The sequence below is a fragment of the Fibrisoma montanum genome, from assembly GCF_003583365.1.
GTDB classification, from domain to species: domain Bacteria; phylum Bacteroidota; class Bacteroidia; order Cytophagales; family Spirosomataceae; genus Fibrisoma; species Fibrisoma montanum.
In genome coordinates this window covers 108,279-133,477 of sequence record NZ_QXED01000004.1, presented here as the reverse complement: position 1 = coordinate 133,477, position 25,199 = coordinate 108,279, and the positions used below count along the sequence as shown (strand labels likewise).

The window sequence follows — 25,199 nt, the reverse complement described above, 5'->3', positions numbered from 1 at the left end:
AGTATTATTAATTAAACCTAATCTGGTAAATACAACGCTGCGAGTAACGGCATTGTTTACGTCAGTAACCTTACGATTAGTGAGCGCGCGACCGGGCCCGGTCAACCAGGACAAGAGCCGGTTACCGAACTCCCCGACAGCAGACCTACGCGACTACGTCTACTTTATGAAGCAGGTAAAACAGGCAGGCAGGTGAAATATCCTGCCTGCTTTTGCTCATTTTTGTTGTGACAGAAAGGTAATTAACGAAGCAAATTCATCGTACGACAGGGCGTTGGCCAGGCCTGTCGGCATCATGGATGTTTCCATCTCTTTCCGGCTGGTAATATCCGCCTTTCGGATTGTGTAGACCTGTCCGGCAATGTCCCGCAACACAACCCGGGCCGACGATTCTTCGGTTACGAAGCCGGTATAGCTTTTGTTGCCTTTGGCCGTGATCAGAACGGTCGAAAAACCCTGGGATATGGATGCGTTTGGTTTCAGGATTGATTCGGCAATCTGCTCCCGGTTCATTATAGACCCAATCTGACCCATGAAGGGACCTTTCATCGGTTCATTCTTGCTGAGGCTATGGCAGGCCACACAACCCTGCTGCGTAAACAGAGTTTTGCCCAAAGCCGCATCGCCCGGTAGTTTACCAATAGCCAGCATGACATCCTCAATTGAAGCCGCACCAACCTGCCCTTTTTTACTCCGGATCTTTTCCAGATCCACTTTATTGTCTTCCTGAACGACCACCGGCGTTTCAACACCAAACTCAGGGATTTCGAGCCGGAGCCGGCTGTTCAGACCCGTAAAAAACTGCTTGTCAGCGGCTTGTTGCCATTCGTTAATCAATACCGTCCGAATGGCGGGGGACGCTTCCCACTCCATCGCTTTGTAGTACGGTCCGTGGGTATCCGGGCGGGTGCTCCACCACCACGACGCATCATACGGGGCTTCCTGTTTATACAACCGGGCGAGCGTAATCAGGATTTGGTTTTTGAGGGCTGGCTCCTTAGCCTGCTGATACGCTTTTATCAATCCGTTTGCCGCTTTGGGCGTATGCATATAGCGCAGTGCCCATAAAGCCAGCGTAGCGTTTGGCGAGTTGATGGCCTCCAGACAGGCATCCACCGCGTTCAGCGCCACCAGCGACCGAACGGCTACGTGAGCCGGTACAATACCTGCATTCGGCGTAGCGTGTGGCCCTTCACTAGTCTTATCGGGTGCCACAAACGTAGCGGGAACCGGCACCTGTACTAAAACCGAAGCCGCTTCTGGTTTCTCCAATCGCCCCAGACCCACCAGCGCAGCCACCTGCACGCGCTCCGAGGGATCTTTTGCCGCTTCGAGGAATGGGGCCAGCGGTACCTTATCGGTAAAGAGTTTGCGATCGGCCAGCGCACGCAGGGCAAACTCCCGGACCGATGCATCCTGGGTTAATTTGACCAGATTGTTGATGCCGTTTGTCTGAGCAATCTGTGCGTAGGTAAAGATACCTGCCACCCGGTTTGCCAATGGCAGCGTTTGATCGGCCGCTACGTTCCAGGCAGCTTTGGCCGCTTGCTTTGCCGGGCGGGCCAGCAACTCCTGAGACGCGTGCAGACGTAACACCGCGCTTTTGCCCGTAAGCATCCCGGCCAGTTTTTTCACCGACGCTTTTTTCAAGTCCGGAAACGCCGTATGGGTCCAGTTCTGCGGCACTACGCGTACTACGTAGCCCTTGCTGGGGTTACCCACATAGCTCGCTCCATTCCAGGCCGACAGGTACATCCGGCCTGAGCCATCTACGTCGACATCGGTGATTTGCGGCAGTTTGATAAATTCTTCTTCCTTCTGGGTAAACGATGCCTTGTCCGGCGTAACCCGGTGGATGTAGAGTTGATTACGGCCCCAGTCGGCCATCATGGGCACCTGATTATATTTCTTGGGCCACGTAGGCTCGTCCATAAACAACGAGCCGGTGCCTGAGCCACCGCCCACATCGACCAGGGCGGGAATGATTTCGTCCGTAAAGTGCTTGAACAAAACCGGATAACCATACTCGGCGGATTGAATCTGATGGCTGAAGCGAATGTTCCAGCCGCCCCCGTCGTTGGTATTGTCGCGGGTGAATAGGTTCATGTAGGGGTCAATGGCCACGTCATAGATGTTACGCATGCCGTGCGAATAAATCTCCATCTCAGTGCCATCGGGCCTTACCCGCACGATTCCCCCACCCAGCATGGTCAGCTTTTTGCCCGAGCGATCAACGGCATTGTGAAAGCCAAAGTCACCGACGGCAATGTATATCCAGCCATCGATGCCCATCCGGATGCCGTTGGTAGCATGATCGACCCCGCGCTGCTGGATAAAAGCCGTGTTACTGATGTTCTCAATCAGTGGTCTGGACGGTCCATCGGCGGCTCCATCCCTGTTCCTGTCGTCAAAGACTACCAGGTTCATTCCGCTGGCTTTGCCGGTTTCGGGCGAGAATACGGCGTGCAGGACAAACACCTGATCACCCAGCACGAAGATACCGCGTGGATTATCCACCTGCGCAAACGTCGTGTGCTGGTCAACGTCGCCGTCGTTGTCGGTGTCGACCAGCCGGATAATGCTGCCCAGATTTGGCTTTTTACCCAGGGAGCCTTGTTTATCGACACCAACAAACACCTCGCCGGTTGGCGCTACTGCCAGACAGGCCGGGCTAGGCGTCAGCTCAGGCCCGGAGAAGTTTGTAACCTGTAGATCAGCGGGATAATCCGGCAACGTAACGACACGAGTAGCTACCTCCGGCTTTTTTATTAACCCTCCAGTGTTATTAATACCAAACGTCAGCAAGAAGGCAGACAGGAAGCTGATTGAAAGCTTAAACATACTTTACAGATGATTGAAAGGAAACGAAACATTGCCTTTCCATCTAAAGCACAAAAACTATCTGGTTTTAATGGGGTATTGTGGTTTTTATTAATCTGCAATCTGGTTTTCCTGCCCTACTCAAGCAGCTTGTCTGGCAACAACGTGCCACTCATCACCGATCAATCGGCATTATGAAACACCAGCAGGTTGGCGGGTGGCTTCCATAACCCATGTTGACAGGAAAATCTAAATGCCTGTTCGCCTACGACCACATCTCCCATTTACCGGCATTGGCAGCCCCTCTCGTGTTAAGCTGGTATTGTTTGGCCATCACTTCAGTTGTCTGCACCTTCCGCTGGTCGGTTCACTGCTCCGGTAAACTACGACAGGCTTTTTGGTAAGCCGGCTGAGTTGTTGCGCGTTCACGGTGACCCGATGATGTACATAGGGCTTTTTAATTACTGATCACTTGGTTGTCACCACTGCCTGATCTTACTCCTTTCTGATACTTGATCAACCAACAGCCGCCCCAGTGAATAATTTAGTTACCGTATTAAATATATTATTTACTAAAAGCAGATTTTTTATTAAATTTTTAACTATATTATAACATTTCAGTTTTCATATATTAAAATTAAGCTCCATTTAAATCTCCTATATGTGATGAAAATTTACTTAACTCTCCTTTTTACGCTTTGGGTACAGTTTTCAATCGCTCAAACCTGTAACTGTACCTACACCATCACCAAAACCGGTTCCTACGATGGTAAAACCCTCAAGATCGGCCCCGGTGCTACCGTCTGCATCCAGGCCGGCCGCTACGACTTCCTGCGGCTGAACAACTTCGTTGGTACGCCAGCTAACCCCATCAAATTCGTCAACTGTGGCGGCCTGGTGGAGATCAACTATCCAACCGGTTCAACCACCGGCATCGCCATCCAGGGCAGCCGCTACTTCCAGATCACCGGAACCGGCGTGGCCGGACTCGAGTACGGCATTCACATCTCCAGAACCGGCAGCGGCATCTCCGGCCTCAACATCACCGGCATGAGTTCCGATTGTGAGGTGGACCATGTGGAGGTCTCCAACGCTGGCTTTGCGGGCATCATGATCAAGACCGACCCCACCTGCGACGTTTCCACCCAACGGGCCAACTTTGCCATGTACAATGTCAAGGTCCATCACAACTACGTCCATGACGTCAAAGGCGAAGGCCTCTACATCGGCAACTCGTTCTGGAACGAAGGCCAGAGCCGCACCTGCAACGGCGCCAGCGTGAAGCTGCTGCCTCACAACATCTATGGCCTTGAGATCAGCTACAACCGCACGGTCAACACCGGCTGCGAGGGCATCCAGTACGCCTGTGCGCCCGAATCGCAGGTGCACCACAACTCGGTCTTCAACTCGGGTATCGACCCCTTTGATCCCTATCAGGACAACGGTGTGCAGATCGGGGGCGGGGTCAGTGGTAACTTCTACAACAACACCATTCGCAAGGCCAAGGGCATCGGCTTGATCATCGTAGGGCATCTGGGGCCTAACAGGATTTACAACAACGTCATTGCCGAAACCGTCGCGAACGGAGTCTTCGTTGATGAACGTAAAGGAACGCTGGCTAACGTCGAGATAGCGCTGGTCAACAACACGATTTTTGCAACGGGTGAGGAAGGCGTCAAGCTTTACAACGAAACCCAGACGACAACGCTGCTCAACAACGCGGTTGTGCAGGTAGCCGGCAACCGCTACCTCTCGACGCTCAACAACAAGGTGCGCTTCACGGCTCTCAACAACTACACCGCAGCCAGTGCCAATGAAGCTAAGTTTGTGAATGCTTCAATCGGAGACCTGAGGGTAGTCAGTGGTTCGCCTTTGCTCAACACGGGCCAGAACACGAGCCGCTACGGGGTGGTGGCGGATCTGGACGACAGAGGGCGTCCGCAGGGTGGTGTCTACGACATCGGCGCCTACGAGGGTGGTGCGTCAGGAGCTCGTCAGGGCGTCACAAGCGAAGCGCTAGCCGCCGGGGCATCGGAGCTGGTGCTGGTTCGGGCGTACCCTTCGCCGGTCACGGATCAGCTGGTGGTGCGGTTGAGCAACGAGGAGCCGATTGCCGAGTTGAGCATTGTGGACAACAATGGCCGGGTGATCAGCCGCCATGCGGCCGGAACTCCGGTAAGCGAGCTGCGGCTGCCGGTCGGGCATCTGGGCAAGGGGCTCTACCTGTTGCGGGTTGGCACGACGTCCCGCCAGTACGGAGGGCGCTTCCTGAAACAGTGAATCGGGTGGCATTCTACCATACGAGCGATCTCAGATTTCCTCCCACCGACATTACTTACCAACGGCCCGACGCACTGCGTCGGGCTTTTTTCTTAATCGCTTTGACTGTCACTTTCGCTATGAAGTCGGTTGCAAAAGTCAGCCAGTTACTATCTCATCTATGTCCTGATTCTTTATTTTCTGCTTATTTATCTACTGGGTGAATAAATAACCACAATTAATGTAACTCGCTTGAGTTCACATGATTTAACTATACTAGTTTCAATATATGATCAACACGTTTATTAAACCTAACCTTTGGTTTGCTGCGTTACTTTTGGCTGGTTACACAGCCCAAGCACAGAACAATACTGTTATTCGAACCAGTCAGCCAACTCCTGGTTCAGACAACGTTCTCGTTGGTGTACAAGCCGGGAGTGATGCACAAACTGGCGCCGGTAACGTATTTGTCGGAAAAAGTGCAGGAGCTGGAGCAACGACGGCTACGTACAATACATTTGTCGGATTCGGGGCTGGTACAGCAAACAGCACAGGGGCTGATAACGTCTTTGTGGGCACATTTGCCGGCAACGCCAATACGAGCGGAGGTAACAACTCATTTTTTGGCCGATCAGCGGGAACTTTTAACACAACCGGCAATAACAACGCATTTTTTGGGATAGGGGCAGGGCAAGAAAACAGAAGCGGCTCGTTAAATGCGTTTTTTGGTGCTAATTCCGGAGGATTCAATACAACTGGAAGCTATAACAGCTTTTTTGGCTATGAATCTGGAGTGTATAACACTACCGGTGAGTACAACACATTCCTGGGCGTATTTGCCGGCAACCGAAATACAACCGGCCCGGAAAATACGTTTGTAGGACGTGCTGCGGGCACGAACAATACTACGGGCGCTCAAAATTCATTCTTCGGCTCTCTGGCAGGCGTTAACAACAATGCAAGCAATAATTCCTTCTTCGGATACAGCGCTGGAAATAATAACACAAGTGGAACCAGCAATACTTTTTTAGGGTGGTACGCTGGTTGGGCAAACACTACAACCTCCCAAAATACCTTCATTGGCAATCAGGCCGGCTTCAAAAACACGGCAAGTGCTAATACCTTCGTCGGTAGCAATGCTGGCTTGAATAACACCAGTGGTCAGTTCAACTCGTTCATAGGCGTACAGGCGGGTCAGAACAACGTCACCGGCTCATCAAACTACTTTTTTGGAACTAACTCAGGGGCCGCCAATACCAGTGGTTCGGGCAATTACTTCCTGGGCGATAACGCCGGGGGCGGCAACATCACTGGAGGCTTCAACATCTACATCGGCGCCAACGCTGGTAACGGCGCTAACGTCAATGGTTCTAATAACCTGGCTATCGGCTTTGAATCGGGTCGCAGTAACGTAGCGGGCATCAACAATACCTTCATCGGTTTCCGGGCTGATGCCGCTGCCAACGGCCTAAGCAACGCTACAGCTATCGGTAACAACGCCAAAGTGAGCATATCCAATGCCTTGGTGTTAGGCGATGGGGCCAACATAGGCATTGGTACTACCGCCCCTTCTACGAAGCTGCATGTGGTTTCTGCGACTGCCAACACCTCGGGGCTGCGTTTGCAAAACCTGACTAGTGGTTCGCCAGCTAGTGCGCTGAACCAGACCAAGTTTCTGACTGTAGACGGTTCAGGTAACGTCATCCTAGCCAGCACCAACAGCAGCGCCCGGGAGGCCGCTAGTGAGAGTCTATGGCAGCGTAATGGCCGCTATCTAACCAACATAGACGACAACGCCGTCATTATTGGCTCGAACGTGACCAAAACACCGTCCGGCTACCGCTTGTATGTGGCCGATGGAATTTTGACAGAGAAGGTGAAAGTGGCTATAAAGAACACAACCGACTGGTCAGACAAAGTTTTTGCGCCTACCTACCCGTTAAAGTCATTAACTGAAGTAGAGCACTACATCAAGGCTCATCAGCATCTGCCGGGCATCCCTTCGGCTGAAGAAGTAGTCAGGCAGGGCGTAGATGTAGGCAAGATGGATGCCAAGCTACTGGAAAAGGTCGAAGAACTAACTCTGTATTCGATTCAACTCGAAAAAGCCAACCAACAGCAGCAAGCCGAGATTAATGAGTTAAAGAGATTAGTTAATCAGCTTCTTCAACGCAAATAAGGATCAGCTTTAACACAAGAAAACCCGTTCGTCAAAGACGGGCTCTTTAAAGAAAGTTCTTCCATTCTTCAACGACACAAAGCTTACTCGACAGCGATATTAATTGGTAATTGATACAACATTGAATAAAACAGCCACTTGCAGTTGCATGCAAGTGGCTGTTTTATAAGGATTTCAATCAGAGCGGAAGACGAGTCTCGAACTCGCGACCTGCAGCTTGGGAAGCTGCCGCTCTACCAACTGAGCTACTTCCGCTTCTTATGTACACAAATATCGCACTGTCTGCATAAAAGTCAAGGGATTGACCAGGGCTGTTGAATAAATTCAATTGTTCCGGGAAGGGTTTGCCGGAAAAGCGTTATTATTTCACTGAAATTCTCCGCTTACATGGAAACCAAATCCGTACCTGACCTCAAACCCTTTGTTCCCGCGACCGAATCGCCGGCTGAATTTACGCTCAAGGCGATTATCACCGGTGCTGTTTTCGGCATACTCTTTGGCGCTGCTACCGTCTATCTATCGCTCAAAGCCGGACTCTCGGTGTCAGCTTCCATTCCCATTGCCGTATTGGCCATATCGCTCGGCCGGCGGTTCCTGAACACTACGATTCTCGAAAATAATATCATTCAAACAACAGGATCAGCCGGCGAATCCATTGCATCCGGGGTTGTTTTTACGATGCCCGGTTTTCTGTTTCTGACCGCTGGTGAAAATGGCCAGAGTGTCGGTGCCGACTTCTTCAACTACTGGACCATTCTGACGCTTGCCATTCTGGGCGGACTGGTGGGCACCCTGATGATGATCCCGCTGCGCCGGTCGCTGATTGTGCAGGAACACGGCACCCTGCCCTACCCCGAAGGTACGGCCTGTGCATCGGTATTGATGGCCGGAGAGCGGGGCGGTAACTTTGCCAAAACAGCCTACCAGGGGCTTGGTGTAGCCCTCCTCTACGCTGTGTTGCAGAAAGTGCTGCACATCATTGCCGAAGTGCCCGTCTGGGCCACGAAACAGGCCAATCGCTTTTTCCCATCGGCGCAGGTAGCGGGCGAAATTACGCCTGAGTACCTGGGCGTCGGCTACATCATCGGATTCAGGATTTCGGCGGTACTCGTCGGTGGCGGAATCCTGGCCTGGCTTGGCCTGATTCCGCTGTTGGCCTCGCTGGTACCGGGCGAGATTATCGCGGCTCAGCTTCAGAAGCTCGGTTATCTGGCCGATGTTAACGTAGCTGGCGGCCCGGGCGGCTGGAACCCGGAGACTAAAACGTTCGGCGATACGGCCGCGGCCATTTACCGGGCCTACATCCGGCAGATAGGTGCCGGTGCCGTAACGGCGGGCGGATTCATGACGCTGTTGAAAACGATCCCAACGATTATATCGTCGTTCCGGCAGAGTTTTACCCGGAGTAGCGTCGATTTAAGCGCCGAGAGCAGCGCCGTTCGTCGAACCGAACAGGATTTATCCATTCGGGTTGTGGTGTTTGGCAGCCTGATTCTGGTTGGTTTGATGGTTATCCTGCCGCAGGTACCGGGCGATACGTTGCTGACCAAGCTGCTGCTGGGTATTCTGGTCATTGTCTTTGGCTTTTTCTTCGTGACGGTAGCCAGCCGGATTGTCGGCCTGATCGGGTCAAGTTCGTCGCCCGTGTCGGGTATGACCATCGCCACCATTATGGGAACGGCCCTGGTGTTCATCGGCTTTGGATTGACCGGAAAAGCGTTTGAACCGGCCGTTCTGGTAGTGGGCAGTATGATTTGCGTGGCGGCTGCTACGGCCGGTGCTACGTCGCAGGATCTGAAGACCGGTTATCTGGTTGGCGCTACGCCTAAATACCAGCAGATGGCCCTGTTTGTGGGGGTTATTGTCTCATCGCTGGTGATTGGTGCAACGGTCAAAATTCTGGATACACCAACACCTGACTTACTGGCTCAGGGCATTACGCATGCCATCGGCAGCGATAAGTTTCCGGCTCCGCAGGGTACCCTCATGGCTACGCTTATTAAAGGGCTGCTGTCGTTTAACCTCGACTGGCAGTTTGTGCTGGTAGGAGCCTTTCTGGCGTTTGTGTTTGAATTGGTGGGCGTAAGTGCGCTGGCGTTTGCGGTTGGTCTGTATCTCCCGTTGTCGACAACGCTGCCAATTTTCATTGGGGGGTGTGTGAAAGCCTTTACCGACTGGAATGCCAAACGGCGGAACATCGTCGAAGAAGACGCCGACCTTGGACGCGGCAATCTGTTTGCTACGGGTCTCGTAGCCGGTGGTGCGTTGGCTGGGGTACTCGTAGCTTTGCTTTCTGTTAATGATTCTATCTATAACGCTCTGTCGAGTTTAACGCTCGAACCGGCGCTGGCGGGCGCACTGGGCGAAGGGGGCTATATGCTGCTGGGTGCGTTGGCTTTTGCAGGATTGGCCGTTGTTTTAGGGCGAGTAGCCTCTAAACCTAACTAGTCTAAAGCCGGCTCAACCAGGCTTTGTAAACCTGGTTGAGCCGGCTTCAGACTACCGGTATCAGTTGCGCATCAATTCCCTCTGAACAGGAATGACTTACTGACAATCGGTTTTTGCCAGTACGTACTCGTAGCTCTGCGCCGGGTTTTTCAACACCCAGACGCCCTGTTTCTCAACCCGCTCGCCTTCGCGCCAGACGACAGAATCACCTTTCATCGTGAAGACAACCTCGTACGGCTGCGTTACGCCCTCTCCCGTTCGCTGCCATTGCGCCGTGATCTGGTTATTCGCCAGTGTTCCCCGGATGGGACCGCGGGCCTGGTCCTTCTGATAGGGCAGCACGGTCAGTTCGCCGGTAACGATGGAATCCCCCGTTGTGAGCGTAAGCATTGTGGTATCCCGCCCAACTACCTGCCTGTAGCATTGCCTGCTGCTCGTAGCCGGCGAAACGGCATCCATGACGGAATCAGTCACAGCCGCTGTTTTTCGTTCCGTTTCAGACGATCCACTGCGGCAGCCGAACGCCAGCAGCGGTAGAAAAATCACAAAAAATCGCATCGGTTTCATGATCGATAGAACGTAGTTTACCTGTTTGTCAGATCGATTTCGCTACGGGCCATTCCTTCCAGATTCACGATAACAGACGTAGGAGTCTTCACGATCTGCAGGACCAGTCCTTCGCAGGTTGGGCAGCGCAGCACGATCCCCGGCCCTCTGACATAAGCTATTAACGACGCAAACACGCCATCCTTCCGGCAGTGGCGGCACTGTGCCTGTAGCAGCGTAACGTCGAACCCCATAAGCATTTGCAGATCACCGGCAACGGCATTGCCATCCAATCGGAGCGCTTCGTTAATCGTATCGGTTTCCGGGTTCATGGCCAGATTGGTTTTACGTACCGGTTGGTCCAAATCGTTCGGTTCGAATCGTGTCGGCAGGCAAGCCCAGTTCAGCCAGCGTGTTGGCTACCTGCTCCACCAACAACGTCGGCCCACAAATAAACGAAAACGGCTGGGTTGCAAACCGGTTCAGTACGTCCGTCAGAATTGTCCGGTCAATCCGGCGATGGTAGCCGGTCCAGCCGGCCGGGGCCTCGCGGGTGTACGTCAGCAGCAGTTCAAACTGCGCGTCCTGCTTCGCCATCTCCTCCAGTTCGGTCCGGTAAATGGCCTCTTCGACCGATCGCACGCTGAAAAGCAGCCGGGTTGGATTCGTGGCCCCAATTTTTGTCCGGTGCCGAAGCATAGCTATGAGCGGAACAACCCCTGAGCCACCGGCCACCAGCAGCAGCGGCTCATGTTTCATAGCGTCGCGCCAGACAAAATACCCACCGATTGGCCCCCTGACCTCCAGCTGATCACCTACCGTAATTCCTTCGTGTAAATACGCTGACACCTCGCCATCGTCAATCAGTTCGACAGTCAGGTCGATTTCGCCCGTTTGTTCGGGGGGAGACGCAATCGAATAACTGCGCTGTGCCTGATAACCATCTTCCGCGGTTAATCGCAGATCGTAGTGCTGACCGGGCAGGTGAGGTGTCCAGTGTGGTAAGGCTAACGTAAACGTTTTGACACGGGGCGTTTCCTGCACGATGGACTTTACTCGTGCAAGCTGCCACTGAATTCGCTCCATAGGCTCCGGTGGGTGGCTTAATCATCGCTACGATACCGTTGTTCCTGCCAGGGATCGCCGTACATACTGTACCCGCCCCGTTCCCAGAAACCGGGTTGGTCATGCTCCATAAACCGCAGCCCTTTTATCCATTTGGCGCTTTTCCAGAAATACAGGTGCGGCACCACCAGCCGGGCGGGCCCACCGTGTTCGGGAGCCAGCGGCAACCCTTCAAAGCGGAATCCGATAAAAGCCTTACCATTGCGCAGGTCGTCGAGGGGCATGTTCGTCGTGTAATCGCCATACGAATAGGCCATCACGAAGCGAGCTTCAGGCTTTACCGTAACGTGTTCGAGCAACGTATCAATGCTGACGCCTTCCCAATGGGTGTCGAGCTTCGACCACTTCGTTACGCAGTGAATATCGTTCGTGAACGACTGATGCGGCAGGGCGTTAAACTCATCCCAGTTCCACCGTACCGGCGATTCAACCAGTCCTTCCAGCGTGAATGACCAGGTTGTGAGTGGAATACGGGGCGTTGGACCGGCGGTCAGCACAGGAAAATCGCGGGTTTCGTACTGGCCGGGCGGAATCCGGTCACTGGCTGTCTGATCGCGTTTACGCCCAAATCCTTTGTTGAAGAAAGCCATAAGGAGGTTGCTGCATGGTGGAGACTAAAACACAGGTGTTTACCTTAGCAAGTATAACAAAATATACGTCAAAGTGTCCCACAGTCTGAGAATGGGTATAATCCGAAACGCCCTGCTTTTTAACAAAAACTCTTAACCCTTCAGCCTTATGTCATTTAAACTTTGGGAGCGCTTTACGAAGGTGCTGCTTATCATCATTCTGCTGGCTGGCCGACAACTTATGGCTCAAACACCTCAGCGGCAGCCAACCCCAAATGACACACTCACGTCACCACAGGTACTGGCCAACAATCGGGTGGCCATCCGCATCTTCGCGCCCAAAGCCAGCGAGGTGATCGTTTCGGGCGATTTTCTGGGCGGAGGCAAACCACTCAATCTGACCAGAAACGACCAGGGCGTCTGGTCGGTAGTTATAGGGCCGCTCAAACCGGATTACTACAGCTACACCCTGACGGTCGATGGCGTGCGTACGATGGACCCTAAAAATCCGGTCATCAAACAGGGCATCAGCAGCCTCGAAAACATGATGGCCGTAACAGGCAGTGAAACCACCTTCGAGGAAATTCAGCCGGTGCCGCACGGCGAAGTACGCCAGGTCTGGTACCAGTCCAAGTCGCTGGCTATGCCCCGCCGGATGCACGTCTACACCCCGCCCGGCTACGAGCAGGGCAAAACCAGGTATCCGGTGTTTTACCTGCTCCACGGCGGGGGCGATGATGATTCGGGCTGGAATACCATTGGCCGGGCCGGTTTCATTCTGGACAATCTGATCGCGGCCGGTAAGGCCAGGCCCATGGTCGTGGTGATGCCCAACGGCAGTATGCCGATGCCGCCATCTTCCAGCATGGCCGATTTTGCGCAGCGGCTTCCGCAAATGCAGGAGATGTTTGCGAATGAGCTGGTTAATGATGTGATGCCTTATGTAGAAAAGCATTACCGTACGCTGGCCGGTCGTGACAAACGAGCCCTGGCCGGCTTGTCGATGGGCGGCATCCAGACCCTGAACGTAGCCCTGCTGCATCCCGAACTGTTCAGCTACGTTGGCGTGTTCAGTTCGGGCTTCTTCGGCGGCACAGCTAACGAAGCCGGTACCCGATACGCCAAAACGCTGCAGGATCCGGCGTTCAGTAAAAACAACAAGCTGTTTCTGTTTCAGATCGGAAAGGATGATTTCCTGCTGGAATCCTGTAAACAAACCATGGCCCTGTTCGACCAGCACAAGATCAAGTACCAATACAAGGAAACCGACGGCGGACATACCTGGATCAACTGGCGGCAGTATCTTAATGAATACGCCCCGCTTCTGTTTCAGTAAGCACCTTTCTGCCAAGGGCTTTGCAAAAAACCTGACCGGTCGACCGGTCAGGTTTTTTGTTGGTAACAACTTCGGGGCGGCTCGTTGACTCCCATTTAATTACGGTTCAGCGGCTGACTTTTCCGGTTCGATGGTTTTGGGCTCGGGCTCCGTCGGAGGGCACCTTACCTTTACCATACAATTTGTTTAACCTCCTCTGCATCAATATCATAAAACAACAAACACTTTAACCACAAAAACTACCATCAACATGATCAGCATTCACGTATCCGAAATCATCGAACGCCCTGTCGGCGAAGTATTTGCCTTTGCAGGCTGCGCCGACAACGACTCATTATGGCGCACTGGTCTGAGCGCCCGCTGGCCGATTGTGTCTGGCCCGCCGGTTGCAAACATGCTAATTCAGGAAACCGTCACGTACCTGGGCAACCGGTTTACCATGCAGGGCGTAATTGAAACGGTAGAGGCTGATGCCCGGGTAACCTTCCGGTCGACCAGAGCGACAATGCCCATGTGGGGGCAGCGGCTGTTCGAACCGGTGGGCAACCACACCTATTTTACGTATGAGCTTACTCTTGAGCCGACCGGTACGTATGGGCTTCTGCCTGCACAAACGGCCGACTTGTTCACCCGCCTGATCAGAGAGGATGTAGGTACGTTGAAGCAATTGCTGGAAAGCCGGAACGAGACAGGCCATGAGCAGGTGGCTGTTATGGAGCTGGCCATGGCGTAAAGCAGCGATGGCCAGCCGTAACGGCTGGCCGTGGTTGTTCAGTGCTCATAGAAAGCCAGCCGGTTTTGCAGTTGAACAACCTGATGCTGCAGGTGTTCCAGCTGATCGAGCAGGTTGATCACAATATCAAGATCATCCGAATGAATGGACAGGTCCTGGTGCAGTCTAACCAGTTTCTCCAGCCGGGCTACGTGTTCGGGATGAACGTACACGGCCTGATCAATCAGGGTGGTCTGTATCAATCCACGTTGCTCCAGCAAATAAATAAAGCTGACTTCGACGTGGTGGTAGACGCAAAATTCATTGACCGATACTAAAGTCTCCATACGAATTACTGGTTAGAGGGCGGCTAGTTTTCGGAATAATTCTTTCTGCTCTTCTGTCAGATTCGTCGGCAGTTTTACCTGCCATTGCACGTACAGATCGCCAAAGGTTCCTTCCTGTTTATAGACCGGAAACCCCTTGCCCTTTAACCGTATTTTCGTTCCGTTCTGCGTGCCGGCCGGTACGGTTACCCTGACTTTCCCGTCGAGCGTTTCAATGATTTTTTCGCCACCCAGTACCGCCATGTAAAGATCAATTTCTTCGTCTACGAACAGATCATCCCCTTTACGTTTATAGCGCGGATCGTCGGCAATGACGAACGTAATGTACAGGTCACCGTCCGGACCACCGCTTACACCGGGGCCACCGTAGCCGGTCAGTTTGATCTTCTGCCCGTTTTCCACACCGGCCAGCACCGTAATGCGGATGGTTTTACCACGAACGGTCAGCGTTTGCTTATGGGTAGTGTATGCATCCCGCAGGCTCAGGTGCAGTTCAGCTTCATAGTCGGGCCCGCGGTACCGGGTTTGGCGCTGACCACGCCCTGCCCCAGCCTCCTGCCCAAACAGCGACGAAAAGAAGTCCGAGAAATCGGATCCACCAAAGCCCTCCGAAAAATCAAAATCGCCGGTGGTGCCCTGGGCGTACGACCGTCGTTGCTGCTGCTGCCGTCTGGCTTCTTCAAACTGATCGGCGTGTTGCCAGTCTTTGCCGTACTGATCGTATTTTTTACGCTTGTCCGGGTCGCTCAGCACTTCATTAGCTTCGTTGATCTGCTGAAATTTTTTATGAGCCTCCGGATCGTTCGGGTGCAGATCCGGGTGATGCTTCCGGGCCAGTTTCCGATACGCTTTCTTTATGTCATCCTCCGACGCATCGTTCGGTACGCCCAGGACGCTGTAGTAATCGATAAAGTCCATACGAGGAAGTTGGTAAATTCAGGTTTTCTGCCGGTTTCAATGGTCGTTTGCCAAGGGTTGCCCCCTGACAAACAATCCGTTGTGTAAACAAAATTCACCTCCCTTACCGTTCTTTATTTCGCGCGCCCTCAATTTTGTGCTCGGTCGGAATAACCGCAACGTCCCGTTCGCGCTCAACCTGTTCGACGTACACAGCGTAATCGGCAGGTTCGATCTTCACCCCAAAGTGGTTGGCATAAGCCTGCGTAAACTCGGCACCGAAATACAGAATGGCGGCTGTGTAATAGATCCAGACCAGAATAACAATCAGCGAACCGGCGGCTCCGTAAGCCGAACTGGTGGTTGTGGTTTCAACATACAGCCCGATCAGGTAGCGGCCCAGCATAAACAACAGAGCCGTAAAGAAAGCCCCCCACCGTACATCCTTCCAGGCAATTTTGGCGTCGGGCAACACTTTGAAAATGATTCCAAAGAGAACGGTTATGACCGCCGTACTGACCAGAAAGTTGAAAGCGCTGATCAGCAATACGCCAATTTGCGGAACGTACCGCGTCATGAAATCACCTAGCGCCAGCACAAGCCCGTTGACGATCAGCGACACCAGCAGCAGAAACCCAAGACTAATAACCAGCGATGAAGACAGCAGCCGGTCTTTGAGCAGCTTGAGCCAGCCCCGTTTCGGTTTTGCCTTTACTCGCCAGATGAGATTAACCGAGTCCTGAATTTCGACAAAGATCGATGTAGCACCGATCAGGAGGGTAACGATACCAATGCCCAGTGCCGTATTGGTTTTGCCCGACAGCTCCACGGCCTTGATCATATCCTGGATCTGTTTGGCTGCCTGGTTGCCCACCAGGCCGTTGATCTGCGAGAAAATCTGTCCCTGAATCGCGTCTTCGCCCAGAAAAATACTAATCAGCGACATCACCAGAACCAGCAGGGGAGCCAGCGAAAACACGGTATAATACGCCAGGGCTGCGCTTAGCTTCAGACAACGGTCATTCATAAACCCATTGTAAGAGTCCTTCAGCAGTATCCAAAGGCTGGAAAAAAAGTGACTAATGGATTGAGTTGCCATAACGTTCAACGATAAGTGAATGACGATACCGCCCGGACATTACTACTTGGTTTTCCGGGCCATAGATGTCCTGTCTTCAACTATGGTTACCTATGTGCTGTTTAATCCGTTGAAAATTTCAATTATGCGGTCAATAGTTTTACAACTTTCTGACTATGTCAGGCATACTGTATAAATTAAGCGGAATTTATGATGACCAAAACGACCTGATACAGTATGAAGATTACGTTTTCCTTTGGTTTGGCCTTACTATCCACCACCTTATTGGCTCAGTCGCCGGACTCGGCCGCCATTCGCAGGCTGTTCAGCGAGACGCTTACAAACGGCAAATCCTACGAGTGGCTGCGGCAGATCACCAAGCAGGTCGGCCCGCGGCTCAGCGGTTCAACCGGGGCGCAGAAAGCCGTTGACTGGGCCAGACAAACAATGGAAAAAGAAGGATTCGACCGGGTTTTTCTGCAGGAAGTGATGGTGCCGCACTGGGAGCGCGGACCCCGGGAAGAAGCCTACATCCGGACGGGCAAGCGGAAACTGACCGTGCCCATCGCTGCGCTGGGAGGCTCAGTCGCCACGCCACCCAAAGGCATCGAAGCGGGCGTAGTTGAGGTAAAAAACTTTAAGGAACTGGAAGCTTTGGGCGCGGACAAGATTAAGGGCAAAATTGTGTTTTACAACCGCCCGATGGACCCAACCAAACTCAACACGTTCGAAGCATACGGCGGAGCCGTCGATCAGCGGGCCAACGGCGCTACGTTTGCGGCCAAACTTGGGGCTGTAGGCGCTATCGTCCGCTCGATGACCACCGCCCAGGATGATAACCCGCACACGGGTGGCATGCGCTACGGCGTTGGTGTGCCGCTCATTCCGACGGCTGCCATCAGTACCAACGGGGCCGACGCACTCAGCCGCCTGCTCAGGGAAGACCCGAACCTGACGTTCTATTTCAAACAAAACTGCCAGAGCCTGCCCGACGCGAAATCCTACAACGTAGTGGGCGAAATCAAAGGCTCCGAAAAACCAGACGAAATTATCGTTGTTGGTGGCCATCTCGACTCGTGGGACCTGGCAGAGGGTGCCCACGACGATGGAGCAGGCTGCGTTCAATCCATCGAGGTACTGCGGATGATGAAAGCCCTCGGCATCCGGCCCAAACGAACCATCCGGGCAGTAATGTTCATGAATGAAGAGAACGGCCTGCGGGGTGGCATTGGCTACGCAGACTACGCCAAAAAGAACAACGAGAAACATATCGCGGCCGTTGAATCTGACAACGGAGGCTTCACGCCCCGCGGCTTTGGTGTGGTCGGTACATCTGAGCAGAAGGCCAAAGTTGCGCAGTGGAAAAACCTGCTGGCTCCATACGGCCTTCATGAGATCGGGCCCGGTGGTGGTGGTGCTGACATAGGGCCACTGGCGCAGTCAGGCACGGTCCTGTTTGGCTTTAAGCCTGATTCGCAACGCTACTTTGATTACCATCACACGGCCATTGACCGGTTTGAAGCCGTCAACAAACGGGAGCTCGACTTGGGCGCGGCTTCTATGGCGGCCATTGTTTACCTGGTCGATCAGTATGGATTGTAGCCGAAATGCGGTAAGTATAGGCCACTTTTTTTAACTTCCTGAAGTACAACTTAACAAATTCATGAAAACCCGTGTAAGCCTTTTCATTCTTTGCTCCGTTTTCGCTGCTGCCGCTTTCGGGCAAAGCCAGCCGAAAACCGGTACGCTCAACGACATCAAGTTTCTGGCCGGTCACTGGCTGGGAACGTACAACGGCGGCCCGATTGAAGCAGACTGGACCGCTCCCGCCGGTGATAACATCGTGGGCTTCATTCGCATGATGAAAGACGAAAAAGTGACGCTTTACGAATTGTTTGCGTTTGAGCAGACCCCCGCAGGCCCAGTAGCGATGGTGAAGCACTTCAAACCCGGTCTGATTGGCGTCGAAGAGAAAGACAAGTCTGATCGCTATAAATTCATTGAAGCGAAACCGGACCAGGCCCTGTTTGAAAAGGAGGATGCGTCAATCCGGATCATCTACGAGCAGCGCGGTCCCGACCAACTCGTTATCCGGCGCGGCCAGCCTAAAGACGGTAACTGGACGTTCAACGACCTGTTCGTATTTTACCGAGTTCGGTAATCAGCACCTCATCGGACCGCTGAAGCCTGGTTCACAGCGGTCCGATGAGGTTACCGTCAACGCGTTACTACCTTTACCAGGGTGCCGCGGGCGACGCGGTCATCAGCACGCAGGCTGTTTAGGGTTCCCAGCTCTTCGAGACGGTTAGCAGGCATGCCCAGCGCCGTCATGACCTCGCGGAACGTACCGTCGCGGGGAGCGCTTTTCACCCGTACGCGTTCGGGCTGGCGGTTCAGCTTGTCAGAATCCGTTAGTTGACGAAATCCACCAGCCACCTGCTGAAACGTCCGGAACGGGCCATTGAACCCCTGCACAGCCGCCAGTCCGTGCAATGCATAAATGCTGCCGTTGTACTGAATCAGCCAGGAAGCGATCTGCAACGCATTTTGGGTAGTCTGTTGCTGTTGCTGCCCCTGCTGGGGTTGCTGCTGCGAAATGAGCACGTAGGCCGGGTTCCCGTTTATAGTCGTCCGCTGGTTTTCCAACACACGCAGCCCAAACTGCTGCACCGTGTTTTGAGCGGCTTCGTCGAGCGAATTGCCTTTTGCCAGCATCAGAATCATTGCCGACTTACCGTCTTTTGCGGCCATCTGAAACTGACTTGGTGAGTTCTGGTGCTGCCAGCCGTTTGGTACAGGAAACTGAAATTTGAGCTGGGGGTGATAAAACACATCGTTTTCAACAAACCCCTGTTTTGGATCTTCGCCAAAAACAAGGCCGTCGATCATCCGCAGGTACGACTCCCGATCGACCTGGTAATTTCCCGGATTTTTGGTCTGATACTGCTGCGCAAGTTCCAACACCCGCTTGTTGCGGTTGCCCGGATCGGGGTGGGTCGACTGAAACTGCGGGATGGCCTGCCCTGAGTTATCCTGAATACGTTTGATCGTTCCGAAGAAACCAGCCATCTGCTTGGCATCATATCCGATTTTGCTCGAGTACTCCACGCCAATACCATCGGATTCGGTTTCATGAGCGCGGCTGTAACCGAGCAGGGCCAATTGGAGCCCCTGTGCAGCAGCTTCGGTCAGTTGACCGGTTTTGTCCAGCAGCACCGAACCCAGAATCAGCCCGGCCGTACCAAACAGTTGTGTACTCTGCTGGCGGGCCGAATGCCGGGCCGTAATATGGCCGATTTCGTGTCCGAGCACCCCCGCAAATTCAGCTTCATTATTAAAATGCGCCATGATACCACGCGTAAAATAAACGTAGCCACCCGGCACAGCAAACGCATTTACAACCGGCGAATCGACGATGTAAAACTGATACGGCAGATCCGGACGGTGCGAAATGCGGGCCATCGCTTTTCCTTTTTCATTGATGAAATCCTGAAGGCGTTTGTCTTCATACAAACCCATGCTGGAAACTACCGTCGGGTGCGACTCCTGACCAAGGGCAATTTCCTGCTCTTTCGACATGAGAATCACCTCACGCTTGCCCGTAACGGGATTGCGGGAACAGGTTGTCAACGTTGCCAGGGCAATCAGCAGAACGAGTCGGGTTAGGGTATTATTCTTGTGCATAGTGTCTTATAAAACCCTTAACCTCCAAAGGGTTAATTAGTTAACGTATCCGGGGAGGTAATCAGAACGCGGATGTTATTGAGATAAACTACTTAGCCCGTCCGTTTTGTTTACCAACTTATTCTGCACAGGAGTCATCCCTTAGAGTTGACCAGCTTTGCGGAGCAGGTCAAGCACCTGGTCTACCGGCAAAGCACTGACCCGGTGCCCCTGATCGCCGGAGAGAGTCTGGGCCGCAAACAGTGAATTAATAATCGCTTCTTCGGTGGCTTCGATAGCCGCCATAAAAAGGGGAGAAATGTTGTCGTTACGCAGGTGTTTCACTTCATCAAACTGGCTGGTCGTTTCGTGCGGAATGCGGTACGCGGTCGATGCGGCAATGACATAATCTCCGCTGCCGTTGGACGCAATACCTCCCGTACGGGCTAGGCCCATAAACGCCCGTTTGGCGAGCCGTCGGAGATTACGCGCGTCCAGCGGTGCATCGGTGAGCACTACGATCATACACGAGCCGTCCAGCTTTTCCTTAAAGTCATACGCCCCGAGCCTGACGCCAACCGGTACGCCGGCAATCTGTAACACCCCGCCGAAATTTGTCTGCACCAATACCCCTACAGTATACCCGCCTAATGACGCGGGCAGTTTTCGGGACGACGTACCAATCCCTCCTTTGAAGCCAAAGCATACGGTTCCGGTGCCGGCCCCAACGTTTCCTTCCTCAACCGGACCGGTTTTGGCTTGCTGAAGCGCCTGAAGTACGTGTTGTTTAGTGACGTGACGCCCACGAATATCATTCAGAAAGCCGTCGTTGGTTTCGCCGACTACGGGATTGACTGATCGTACGCGGCCATTACCGGGCTGCGCCAATGTATAGTCGATCAGCGCATCGGTGGCTGTCGGTACACTTAGCGTATTGGTGAGGACGATGGGTGTTTCAAGCGTGCCCAGTTCCTCAACCTGACTGTAGCCGGTGAGCTTACCGAACCCGTTTCCAATGTAAATGGCTGCGGGCGCTTTCTGCTGGAAGATGTTGTCTTTATGCGGCAGAATGGCCGTAACGCCGGTCCGAACGCTTGTTCCCTGCTGAAGCGTCACCTGCCCAACCCGGACACTCGGTACGTCGGTGATGGTGTTTAGTGGACCTGTAGGCACTACCCCAAACCGAATACCGTATTCCCGGGGTCGTTTGTTTGGTTGCGCAACTGATGTAGTTAGAGACAAGCAGAGTAGAGAATATAAGAGCAGGGCGGTCTTCATGCCCAAAAATACGCTGGAACCCGAAAGCATACACACGCCGGCCTTGTTTCGTGTTCCGATACGGCATAAATCCGAAAAGTACCCGTGTTTAAAGCACACCCTTCACAAATCCCAGCACATTGTTGAGCTGCCCACGTACCGCCGGTTCAGCCGCCGACGCAGCAGGTCCCGCCTGCCTGAGCTTGGACAAACCACCCAATGCCCCGCTGATCAGCGAGTTTCCCGTGTTTGACGAGCCGCCACCAATCAAAGGCAAAGCGCCCTTCAGGACATTAAGATTAGACGTCAGTCCACCAATATTCGACAACAGGCTTCCACCCCCGCCCATCAGGCTCTGAAGTTTATTCGCGGCAAACGCCATTTTTGCCAGGCCAATCGCTTTTTGGAGAACATTCCCACCCAGTGCACCAGTTTGAGCCAGCGGTATGAGCTTTTTCAGATTTCCGGCCTGGCTCATTAATTTATCCTTGAAACTGGTAGTGCTTTTACCCGCTTCCTGTTCGAGAGCCGCCGAACTGGTCTGGAGCGCTTCGACCGTAGCCGCTTTGTTCCCCGCGCCGTTCGACGCAATAACCTTATCCAGCATGGCAATCGTAGAGTCGTTGGCCGCTGTCGTATCGGTTGCACTGGCTACGGCGGTGCTGGTAGGATCACCCTGTGAAACGCGATTCAATACGTTGGTCTGGGCCTGACAAGCGCAAGCCAGACCAGCGGCTAACCAAAGGCCGGCAGATAGTAGGGTCGTTTTCATGGGACAGTTGTTTCGGGATAAAACGTCAGGTCAAGTTAGGCAACTTTGCTGTAAGACGTATCAAATTGAGTATGAACCCTGTGAAAACGAAAAAACATGCCTTGCGGCATGTTCTTAACGTTAGCTTAAATCCTCAGTGGCTTCCGATCTAAACAACTTCGACGTTGACGGCATTCAAACCTTTCTTGCCGCGTTCAACTTCGAATTTCACCTTATCGTTTTCACGAATTTGGTCAATGAGTCCCGATGCGTGGACAAAAATGTCATCACCGGCGACATCCGGCTTAATGAAGCCGAATCCTTTCGACTCATTAAAAAACTTAACTGTTCCTGTTTGCATTGTAATATTTTAACAACTTCTAAAGATAACGCCTTTATCTGAGAATTAGTTATTTCTTCCCATTTTTTATTGTCAAAGGGTGTAAAAAGTCTAGTAAACGGCCTCTTTACCTTGTTTGTGAAGGGCTTATGCGCTACGTAGCCGATCACATGCCCGCAAAGTCAGTTACCGAACCGTCATAAGTTTCAGACACACAGGCGATGGTACACGCACGGATTTACCCGTATCGGTCAGCTTTCCGGTTTTAGAATCCAGGCGGAAAATGGTGATATTATCTGTTTCCTGATTAGCCGCCAGCACGTATTGCCCTTTCGGATCAATCAAAAAATTACGAGGAGTTTTGCCGCCCGTTGGCTGCTGCCCGATCAGCGTCACTTTGCCATCTGTAGCAATCGACATCATAGCCAGTGCATTGAAGCCCCGGTTTGACTGATACAAAAACTTACCGGCGGGATCGGTATGAATGTCGGCGCTGGTGTTGTTGCCACTAAAGTCGGCCGGCAGCGTCTTTACGTTATCCTGAAGCAGCGTTAATGCACCCGTTCTGGCATCGCGATTAAAACTGGCTACGGCGGAGGTCAGTTCTTCTACAACGTACACGTAACGACCATTCGGGTGGATTGCCAGATGGCGCGGTCCCGACCCTGGCTTCACGGAAGCAAACGGCGTCGACGCTGGTTTCACCTTGCCGTTTGCCGGATCGATTTCGTAAATGTAAACTTTGTCGGAGCCCAGGTCAGCTACATACACAAAGCGATTGTCGGGCGAGAGAGTGGCCGAATGAATATGCGGTTTTTCCTGTCGCTGCTGGTTGGGGCCGCTTCCTGTGTATTCTATTGATTCACTCGGTTCGCCCAGGGTTCCATCGGCCTTGATAGGCAGAACGGTGAAAACACCACCCCCGTAATTTGAAACAAACGCCAGCTTACCGGTTTGATCGATGCTGACGTGACAAGGCCCGCGCCCCTTCGACGATTGCTGGTTCAGTGGTTTCAGCGTGCCTGTTCCAGGCTCGATGGCATAAGCGCTCACCCCCCCGTTCTTATCAGCCCCTTCGTTGACGGAATACATATAATTCCCGGACGGATGAATGGCTAGAAACGACGGACTTTTATCGTTTGATACGGTTTGTATCTGTTTCAAGTCGCCGGTAGACCGATCAAATTCAAATACGTATATGCCTTCGCTGCCACGCACCGAATAGGTGCCAACGTACAGGATTTCTTTAGGCGACTGAGCGAATGCACTCAACATAATCAGGCACAGGATGGAAGTGAGAACCGATTTCATAAGGAGAAAACAAAGCAATGTTGCTTTGACGATAAACGAAATGAGCCCACTAATCTACTGTCATCAGCCGACATAGTAGGTTTCGACAACGCCCCGGTAACCATGTCTGCTTCAACCCCGCCCGCTCCCTCGGCTGCTGAATCGTACGATCCGTACGTATTGTCCACGGCCCGCATACGGCCCGCGCCGACAACCTTTATCGGCCGATTGCGCCATTTGGGGCCAGGTTTTATCCTATCGGCGGCCATTGTCGGGTCTGGTGAACTAATTGCCACTACCGCGCTGGGTGCCAAAGCAGGCTTTATCACGTTCTGGGTAATTCTGGTTAGTTGCCTTGTGAAAGTAGCTCTCCAGATTGAATTTGGCAAAAACGCGATTTACACGGGCCTGCCCACCATGCAGTCGCTGAATCAACTGCCGGGCTGGCGGATTCGCACTACCCACTGGACCATCTGGGTGTGGCTGAGCCTACAGGGCCTGAAGCTTTTGCAGGTTGGCGGCATTGTGGGTGGTGTCGCGCTGGTTCTCAACATGGCACTGCCTGTGCTCAGCGTCACGTGGTGGGCTATCCTGTCGGCTCTTGTTACAGCGCTGCTTATCTACCGCGGCAACTACGGCTGGATCGAAAAAGGCACCCTGTTGATGATTATTGGGTTTACGGCGCTGATTCTGCTGTCGTTGCTGCTGCTGCAATGGACGCCCTACGCTATCAGCGGAGAAGATATCGGCACCGGGTTGACCTTTTCCCTGCCTCCTGCTACCGTCGGAGTAGCATTAGCAGCCTTTGGTATCACGGGGGTTGGGGGCGATGAGATTATGTACTACAACTACTGGTGCATTGAAAAAGGTTATGCTACGTATACCGGACCGCGCGTGACCTCACCCGCAAGCGAAGCCAGCGCCTGGGCCGAACGGGCACGGGGCTGGATTCGGGTCATGACCGTCGACGCGCTGTTTTCAATGGTTGTTTACACCACCGTAACGGCCGCCTTTTATCTGCTTGGCGCATCGCTGCTACACGAACAGGGCCGGATCCCTGAAGGCTATGCCATGGTCGAAACGTTGTCGCGGCTCATGACCACCACGCTCGGGCCGGGGGCAAAGGTCGTTTTTCTGATTGGTGCTTTCTTTGTATTGTACTCAACCCTGTTCACCGCCACGGCCAGCTGGGCGCGCATTTTTGGTGATGCATTTGGCCAGCTCGGCTGGGTTCGTTTTGATGACCCGGCTATTCGGAAACGTACGTTATCCATTTTATCCTGTGTATTCCCGGCCATTTGGTGCCTGCTATTTCTGGGTATCAAACTGCCGGTTCTAATGATTTTACTAGGCGGCCTGGCAACGTCTGTGCTCTTACTGGTTGTGGTTTGGGCCGCGTTCGTATTCCGGTACCGTCAGCTTCCGGCTGAGCTAACGCCCTCCCGCTGGTACGATGCCTGGTTCTGGTTGAGCGTGCTGTCAATTCTGGGAGTAAGCGCTTACGGGATAAGCCAACTTTTATGAGATTGCGCTCAGGCGAAACCTAGTCTTTTAGACAACCGGACAAATTGATGATCAGGTT

At 53.1% G+C, this 25,199-nt stretch carries 21 protein-coding genes and 1 tRNA gene; 8 read left to right on the top strand and 14 right to left on the bottom strand.

Annotated elements, in window-relative coordinates; genetic code table 11:
* Positions 1–216 precede the first annotated feature (216 nt).
* Positions 217–2,841, bottom strand: a complete 2,625-nt coding sequence (locus DYU11_RS14570; protein ID WP_119668430.1) for a DUF7133 domain-containing protein — start codon at positions 2,839–2,841, stop codon at positions 217–219.
* A 645-nt stretch (positions 2,842–3,486) separates the two neighbouring features.
* Between DYU11_RS14570 and DYU11_RS14565 the strand changes: the two genes are divergently transcribed.
* Together DYU11_RS14565 and DYU11_RS14560 are read left to right on the top strand one after the other, a co-directional pair.
* Positions 3,487–5,100, top strand: coding sequence for a T9SS type A sorting domain-containing protein (locus DYU11_RS14565; protein WP_119668429.1), 1,614 nt, complete (start codon positions 3,487–3,489; stop codon positions 5,098–5,100).
* A 268-nt stretch (positions 5,101–5,368) separates the two neighbouring features.
* On the top strand, positions 5,369–7,258 hold the full coding sequence (locus DYU11_RS14560) for a beta strand repeat-containing protein (RefSeq protein ID WP_229365838.1): 1,890 nt from the start codon (positions 5,369–5,371) through the stop codon (positions 7,256–7,258).
* Between the two features lie 182 nt (positions 7,259–7,440).
* On the opposite strand, the gene DYU11_RS14555 is transcribed toward DYU11_RS14560, so the two are convergent.
* Positions 7,441–7,513 (bottom strand) — tRNA-Gly (locus DYU11_RS14555).
* A 132-nt stretch (positions 7,514–7,645) separates the two neighbouring features.
* Here DYU11_RS14555 and DYU11_RS14550 point away from each other — a divergent pair.
* Positions 7,646–9,706 carry an OPT family oligopeptide transporter gene (locus DYU11_RS14550; RefSeq protein WP_119668428.1) on the top strand — a complete coding sequence of 687 codons (2,061 nt, stop codon included), beginning with the start codon at positions 7,646–7,648 and terminating at the stop codon, positions 9,704–9,706.
* A 96-nt stretch (positions 9,707–9,802) separates the two neighbouring features.
* Here DYU11_RS14550 and DYU11_RS14545 read toward each other — a convergent pair whose 3' ends face one another.
* The 4 genes from DYU11_RS14545 to DYU11_RS14530 are packed head-to-tail and all read right to left on the bottom strand — an operon-like array spanning position 9,803 to position 11,967.
* Positions 9,803–10,273, bottom strand: coding sequence for a hypothetical protein (locus DYU11_RS14545; protein ID WP_229365837.1), 471 nt, complete (start codon positions 10,271–10,273; stop codon positions 9,803–9,805).
* Between the two features lie 17 nt (positions 10,274–10,290).
* The gene (locus DYU11_RS14540; protein WP_119668426.1) at positions 10,291–10,584 is read right to left on the bottom strand and encodes a DUF6510 family protein; all 294 of its coding nucleotides are present in this window, start codon (positions 10,582–10,584) and stop codon (positions 10,291–10,293) included.
* Positions 10,585–10,597: 13 nt separating this feature from the next.
* The gene (locus DYU11_RS14535) at positions 10,598–11,338 is read right to left on the bottom strand and encodes a ferredoxin reductase (protein WP_119668425.1); all 741 of its coding nucleotides are present in this window, start codon (positions 11,336–11,338) and stop codon (positions 10,598–10,600) included.
* Positions 11,339–11,355: 17 nt separating this feature from the next.
* A complete protein-coding gene (locus DYU11_RS14530) occupies positions 11,356–11,967 on the bottom strand; it encodes a sulfite oxidase-like oxidoreductase (RefSeq protein ID WP_119668424.1) in 612 nt (203 codons plus the stop codon).
* Between the two features lie 148 nt (positions 11,968–12,115).
* Between DYU11_RS14530 and DYU11_RS14525 the strand changes: the two genes are divergently transcribed.
* Together DYU11_RS14525 and DYU11_RS14520 are read left to right on the top strand one after the other, a co-directional pair.
* Entirely contained in the window at positions 12,116–13,282 is a 1,167-nt protein-coding gene (locus tag DYU11_RS14525) for an esterase (RefSeq protein ID WP_119668423.1), read from the top strand.
* Between the two features lie 250 nt (positions 13,283–13,532).
* Positions 13,533–14,015 carry an SRPBCC family protein gene (locus DYU11_RS14520; RefSeq protein ID WP_119668422.1) on the top strand — a complete coding sequence of 161 codons (483 nt, stop codon included), beginning with the start codon at positions 13,533–13,535 and terminating at the stop codon, positions 14,013–14,015.
* A gap of 38 nt (positions 14,016–14,053) precedes the next feature.
* Here DYU11_RS14520 and DYU11_RS14515 read toward each other — a convergent pair whose 3' ends face one another.
* The 3 genes from DYU11_RS14515 to DYU11_RS14505 all read right to left on the bottom strand — a co-directional run bounded on the left by DYU11_RS14515 (position 14,054) and on the right by DYU11_RS14505 (position 16,337).
* A complete protein-coding gene (locus DYU11_RS14515) occupies positions 14,054–14,341 on the bottom strand; it encodes a chaperone modulator CbpM (protein WP_119668421.1) in 288 nt (95 codons plus the stop codon).
* 12 nt (positions 14,342–14,353) lie between these two features.
* Positions 14,354–15,259: a DnaJ C-terminal domain-containing protein gene (locus DYU11_RS14510; RefSeq protein WP_119668420.1), complete on the bottom strand. Its 906-nt coding sequence runs from the start codon at positions 15,257–15,259 to the stop codon at positions 14,354–14,356.
* 103 nt (positions 15,260–15,362) lie between these two features.
* Positions 15,363–16,337 carry a YihY/virulence factor BrkB family protein gene (locus tag DYU11_RS14505; RefSeq protein WP_119668419.1) on the bottom strand — a complete coding sequence of 325 codons (975 nt, stop codon included), beginning with the start codon at positions 16,335–16,337 and terminating at the stop codon, positions 15,363–15,365.
* 216 nt (positions 16,338–16,553) lie between these two features.
* Here DYU11_RS14505 and DYU11_RS14500 point away from each other — a divergent pair, with 216 nt between their 5' ends.
* Both DYU11_RS14500 and DYU11_RS14495 read left to right on the top strand, forming a co-directional pair.
* The gene (locus DYU11_RS14500) at positions 16,554–17,918 is read left to right on the top strand and encodes a M28 family peptidase (protein WP_119668418.1); all 1,365 of its coding nucleotides are present in this window, start codon (positions 16,554–16,556) and stop codon (positions 17,916–17,918) included.
* 61 nt (positions 17,919–17,979) lie between these two features.
* Positions 17,980–18,477, top strand: a complete 498-nt coding sequence (locus DYU11_RS14495; protein WP_119668417.1) for a DUF6265 family protein — start codon at positions 17,980–17,982, stop codon at positions 18,475–18,477.
* Between the two features lie 56 nt (positions 18,478–18,533).
* Here the strand turns inward: DYU11_RS14495 and DYU11_RS14490 are convergent, their stop codons facing one another.
* From DYU11_RS14490 to DYU11_RS14470, 5 genes are all read right to left on the bottom strand, one after another.
* Positions 18,534–20,000, bottom strand: a complete 1,467-nt coding sequence (locus DYU11_RS14490; RefSeq protein ID WP_119668416.1) for a M48 family metalloprotease — start codon at positions 19,998–20,000, stop codon at positions 18,534–18,536.
* Positions 20,001–20,141: 141 nt separating this feature from the next.
* Positions 20,142–21,257: a DmpA family aminopeptidase gene (locus DYU11_RS14485; RefSeq protein WP_119668879.1), complete on the bottom strand. Its 1,116-nt coding sequence runs from the start codon at positions 21,255–21,257 to the stop codon at positions 20,142–20,144.
* Between the two features lie 88 nt (positions 21,258–21,345).
* Positions 21,346–22,008, bottom strand: coding sequence for a hypothetical protein (locus DYU11_RS14480; RefSeq protein ID WP_119668415.1), 663 nt, complete (start codon positions 22,006–22,008; stop codon positions 21,346–21,348).
* Between the two features lie 148 nt (positions 22,009–22,156).
* Positions 22,157–22,348, bottom strand: a complete 192-nt coding sequence (locus DYU11_RS14475; protein ID WP_009285389.1) for a cold-shock protein — start codon at positions 22,346–22,348, stop codon at positions 22,157–22,159.
* Positions 22,349–22,513: 165 nt separating this feature from the next.
* Positions 22,514–23,638: a lactonase family protein gene (locus tag DYU11_RS14470; RefSeq protein WP_119668414.1), complete on the bottom strand. Its 1,125-nt coding sequence runs from the start codon at positions 23,636–23,638 to the stop codon at positions 22,514–22,516.
* A 102-nt stretch (positions 23,639–23,740) separates the two neighbouring features.
* Here DYU11_RS14470 and DYU11_RS14465 point away from each other — a divergent pair, with 102 nt between their 5' ends.
* Entirely contained in the window at positions 23,741–25,141 is a 1,401-nt protein-coding gene (locus DYU11_RS14465; protein ID WP_199736726.1) for an Nramp family divalent metal transporter, read from the top strand.
* Positions 25,142–25,199: the final 58 nt, after the last annotated feature.

What these genes read in the sequence shown, in the direction of transcription:
- DYU11_RS14570 (WP_119668430.1), bottom strand. Translation starts at nt 2,841, where the DNA reads ATGTTTAAGCTTTCAATCAGCTTCCTGTCTGCCTTCTTGCTGACGTTT.
- DYU11_RS14565 (WP_119668429.1), top strand. Translation starts at nt 3,487, where the DNA reads ATGAAAATTTACTTAACTCTCCTTTTTACGCTTTGGGTACAGTTTTCA.
- DYU11_RS14560 (WP_229365838.1), top strand. Translation starts at nt 5,369, where the DNA reads ATGATCAACACGTTTATTAAACCTAACCTTTGGTTTGCTGCGTTACTT.
- DYU11_RS14550 (WP_119668428.1), top strand. Translation starts at nt 7,646, where the DNA reads ATGGAAACCAAATCCGTACCTGACCTCAAACCCTTTGTTCCCGCGACC.
- DYU11_RS14545 (WP_229365837.1), bottom strand. Translation starts at nt 10,273, where the DNA reads ATGAAACCGATGCGATTTTTTGTGATTTTTCTACCGCTGCTGGCGTTC.
- DYU11_RS14540 (WP_119668426.1), bottom strand. Translation starts at nt 10,584, where the DNA reads ATGAACCCGGAAACCGATACGATTAACGAAGCGCTCCGATTGGATGGC.
- DYU11_RS14535 (WP_119668425.1), bottom strand. Translation starts at nt 11,338, where the DNA reads ATGGAGCGAATTCAGTGGCAGCTTGCACGAGTAAAGTCCATCGTGCAG.
- DYU11_RS14530 (WP_119668424.1), bottom strand. Translation starts at nt 11,967, where the DNA reads ATGGCTTTCTTCAACAAAGGATTTGGGCGTAAACGCGATCAGACAGCC.
- DYU11_RS14525 (WP_119668423.1), top strand. Translation starts at nt 12,116, where the DNA reads ATGTCATTTAAACTTTGGGAGCGCTTTACGAAGGTGCTGCTTATCATC.
- DYU11_RS14520 (WP_119668422.1), top strand. Translation starts at nt 13,533, where the DNA reads ATGATCAGCATTCACGTATCCGAAATCATCGAACGCCCTGTCGGCGAA.
- DYU11_RS14515 (WP_119668421.1), bottom strand. Translation starts at nt 14,341, where the DNA reads ATGGAGACTTTAGTATCGGTCAATGAATTTTGCGTCTACCACCACGTC.
- DYU11_RS14510 (WP_119668420.1), bottom strand. Translation starts at nt 15,259, where the DNA reads ATGGACTTTATCGATTACTACAGCGTCCTGGGCGTACCGAACGATGCG.
- DYU11_RS14505 (WP_119668419.1), bottom strand. Translation starts at nt 16,337, where the DNA reads ATGGCAACTCAATCCATTAGTCACTTTTTTTCCAGCCTTTGGATACTG.
- DYU11_RS14500 (WP_119668418.1), top strand. Translation starts at nt 16,554, where the DNA reads ATGAAGATTACGTTTTCCTTTGGTTTGGCCTTACTATCCACCACCTTA.
- DYU11_RS14495 (WP_119668417.1), top strand. Translation starts at nt 17,980, where the DNA reads ATGAAAACCCGTGTAAGCCTTTTCATTCTTTGCTCCGTTTTCGCTGCT.
- DYU11_RS14490 (WP_119668416.1), bottom strand. Translation starts at nt 20,000, where the DNA reads ATGCACAAGAATAATACCCTAACCCGACTCGTTCTGCTGATTGCCCTG.
- DYU11_RS14485 (WP_119668879.1), bottom strand. Translation starts at nt 21,257, where the DNA reads ATGAAGACCGCCCTGCTCTTATATTCTCTACTCTGCTTGTCTCTAACT.
- DYU11_RS14480 (WP_119668415.1), bottom strand. Translation starts at nt 22,008, where the DNA reads ATGAAAACGACCCTACTATCTGCCGGCCTTTGGTTAGCCGCTGGTCTG.
- DYU11_RS14475 (WP_009285389.1), bottom strand. Translation starts at nt 22,348, where the DNA reads ATGCAAACAGGAACAGTTAAGTTTTTTAATGAGTCGAAAGGATTCGGC.
- DYU11_RS14470 (WP_119668414.1), bottom strand. Translation starts at nt 23,638, where the DNA reads ATGAAATCGGTTCTCACTTCCATCCTGTGCCTGATTATGTTGAGTGCA.
- DYU11_RS14465 (WP_199736726.1), top strand. Translation starts at nt 23,741, where the DNA reads ATGTCTGCTTCAACCCCGCCCGCTCCCTCGGCTGCTGAATCGTACGAT.